4 protein-coding genes are annotated in these 2,516 nt (G+C 71.8%); 2 read left to right on the top strand and 2 right to left on the bottom strand.

The features are described 5' to 3' along the window. Both arsC and VM840_02485 read right to left on the bottom strand, forming a co-directional pair. The coding region (arsC, locus tag VM840_02490) for an arsenate reductase (glutaredoxin) (GenBank protein HVL80443.1) at positions 1 to 338 on the bottom strand (338 nt) is incomplete at its 3' end. Next, a complete protein-coding gene (locus VM840_02485) occupies positions 338 to 934 on the bottom strand; it encodes a hypothetical protein (protein ID HVL80442.1) in 597 nt (198 codons plus the stop codon). The genes arsC and VM840_02485, both read right to left, overlap by 1 nt. A 55-nt stretch (positions 935 to 989) precedes the next feature. Here VM840_02485 and VM840_02480 point away from each other — a divergent pair, with 55 nt between their 5' ends. Together VM840_02480 and VM840_02475 are read left to right on the top strand one after the other, a co-directional pair. Beyond that, entirely contained in the window at positions 990 to 1,799 is an 810-nt protein-coding gene (locus VM840_02480; GenBank protein HVL80441.1) for an enoyl-CoA hydratase/isomerase family protein, read from the top strand. A gap of 34 nt (positions 1,800 to 1,833) precedes the next feature. After that, positions 1,834 to 2,427, top strand: a complete 594-nt coding sequence (locus VM840_02475; GenBank protein HVL80440.1) for an LmeA family phospholipid-binding protein — start codon at positions 1,834 to 1,836, stop codon at positions 2,425 to 2,427. The last annotated feature ends 89 nt before the right edge of the window (positions 2,428 to 2,516 follow it).

The following is a 2,516-nucleotide window of genomic DNA, read 5'->3' as shown; positions in this document are numbered from 1 at the left end:
AGATCGAGCACCCGCTCCGGCGGCCTCCCGATCACCGCCCGGCCCCCGGACACGACGATCGGTCTCTGGAGCAGGACGGGCTCCCGCGCCAGCGCCTCCACGAGCTCGTCTTCGGACGCGTCGTCCAGACCCAGCTCCGCGTACCGCGGCTCAGACGTGCGGACGAGCTCCCGGACCGGGAGCCCCAGCTTCGCGCTGAGCTCGCGCAGCTCCTCGGCCGTCGGCGGGGCGGACAGGTACTCGACCACCTCGGGCTCGATCCCGCGCTCCCTGAGCAGCTCCATCGTCCCCCGGCACTTGCTGCAGGCGCCGTTGTAGAAGATCGTGACCGGGCCCACTACGGACTCCCCATGTCGTAGATGCCGAGCTCTTCCCCGCCGGCACCGAGTGCGATCAGACGCACCGGGGGTGCGCTGCCCACCTCGGCGAACGCCTTCGCCTCCATACCTTCGATGGGAACGGGGGTGACCTCCGCGGACCGCCCGTTCGCCCACTCGATACGGACGGTGGCGGTCGCGGCCGAGACGACACCCTCCGCCTCGAACGCCCCCGGACCGACGCCGCCCCCGACCAGCGCGAAATGGTCGTCGGCGCCGGGCAGGCTCCCGCAGCTGGCCGAACCGCCGTGTTCCTCCCAGGTGAAGGACAGGCAGACGCCCGGCTCCCCCTCCTGCGGGGCGGCATGGAGGGCCCAGCTCTGTCCTCGCCACACCCCGTTCGCGATCAGTTGCATCTCCTGGGGTACACCCGGCATGTCGAACGGGTCCGGGGGCTGGGGGACGCGCTCACCCGGTGCGAACAGCACCCAGACGAAGAGCCCGAGGGCGAGAGCCGAGACCACCAGGAGAGGTGCGACCAGCTTCCACGGGAAGCCCGTCGGTCGCGGCTCCCGGTCCTGCGCCCAGTGCTCGCCCCCCTCCACGACCGGATGCATACCACGCCGCTGCGTCCGCCACCTATCCTGATCCGGTCCGAACGGGAGGGAGACGATGTCCGACCGCTACGCGGGGTACCCCAGCCTCAGGTTCGAGCGGCCCGAGCCGCACGTCCTGCGACTCGTCATGAGCGCCCCCGGCAAGCTGAACGCCGCAGGTCACGAGATGCACCGCGACCTGGCCAACGTATGGCTCGAGATCGACCGCGATCCCGACACCAGGGTGGTGATCGTGACGGGGGAGGGCAAGGCCTTCAGCGCCGGCGGCGACCTCGACCTGGTGAAGGACATGGCCGAGGACTTCGAGGTGCGCATCAGGGTGCTGCGGGAGGCGCGCGACCTCGTCTACAACGTGATCAACTGCTCCAAGCTCGTCGTCTCCGCGATGCGTGGTCCGGCGGTGGGCGCGGGCCTCGTGGTCGGGCTCCTCGCCGACGTCTCGATCGCGTCCGAGACGGCGCGCATCATCGACGGGCACACGAAGCTCGGGGTGGCCGCGGGCGACCACTCGGTGATCATCTGGCCCCTGCTCTGCGGGATGGCGAAGGCCAAGTACCACCTGCTCACCTGCGAGCCGCTCTCGGGAGCCGAGGCGGAGCGGATAGGCCTCGTCTCCCTGTGCGTGCCCGACGACGAGCTGGAGGACCGGGCCCTGGAGGTCGCCCGCCGGCTGGCCGCCGGTTCGCAGTCTGCCCTGCGCTGGACGAAGCTCGCCCTCAACAACTGGTTGCGGACGGCCGGACCCTCGTTCGACGCCTCGTTGGCGCTCGAGTTCCTCGGGTTCGGGGGCCCGGACGTCCTGGAGGGCATAGACGCGATCCGCAACAAGCGGCCGGCGGACTTCACCGGACCGGCGTCGGAGTGAGTCCGGACATCCGCCGTGTAGCCTCGTTCGACACATGCGCCTGCTGATCCGCCTCTTCCTCCTCGCGGCCGTCCTCGGCGTCGCCGCCGAGCTGGTCGCCCCGTCCCTCGTCGAGTCGCAGATGGAGGCCCGCGTCCGCGACCGCACCCGCGGCGCGGTGGGCGTGACCGCCGATGTGCAGTCGTTCCCCCTCCTCACCCGGCTCGCGCTCACCGGTCAGGTCCGCCACGTCGAGATGACGCTCGACGAGGTCTCGCGCGAGCGGCTGCTCTTCGCCACCGTCCGCTACGAGCTGGACGGGGTCACCCTCGACCGGTCCGCCCTCTACCGACGGCGCGCCCGCGTGTCGGACATCGACCGCGGACGCATCGTGGCGACGCTCGAGGCCGAGGACCTCGCGGCCGGGCTCGGGATCCCGCTGGACCTCGCCCCGGGCGACGTCAGCGCACGCGTGGTGGACCGCGTACTGCGCCTCGGCGAGGGAGCGGGAGCCGAGATCTCCGAGTCGCTGCCCCAGGACATCCTGCCGTGCGACCCAGAGGCATCTCTCGACGCCGGGCGCGTCATCCTGAGCTGTTCGTTCACCGGGGTCCCCCCGGTCCTGAAGCGGGCCGAAGCCGTCCTCTAACCGGACCCGGGCGACGGGCTCGGCCCGGACACGGAGCTCCCCTGCCCCTGCCCGCCCGGGGTCCGCGTCGGGGTCGGGCTGGGGCGCGG

This window comes from Actinomycetota bacterium, assembly GCA_035540895.1.
Taxonomy (GTDB): Bacteria; Actinomycetota; JAICYB01; order JAICYB01; family JAICYB01; genus DATLFR01.
Note: the sequence above shows the minus strand (reverse complement) of the source record. Positions and strands in the feature narration are given on the sequence as shown.

Excerpts from the sequence above, each read along its gene's own strand:
- VM840_02485 (HVL80442.1), bottom strand. The coding sequence starts at position 934 with ATGCATCCGGTCGTGGAGGGGGGCGAGCACTGGGCGCAGGACCGGGAG.
- VM840_02480 (HVL80441.1), top strand. The coding sequence starts at position 990 with ATGTCCGACCGCTACGCGGGGTACCCCAGCCTCAGGTTCGAGCGGCCC.
- VM840_02475 (HVL80440.1), top strand. The coding sequence starts at position 1,834 with ATGCGCCTGCTGATCCGCCTCTTCCTCCTCGCGGCCGTCCTCGGCGTC.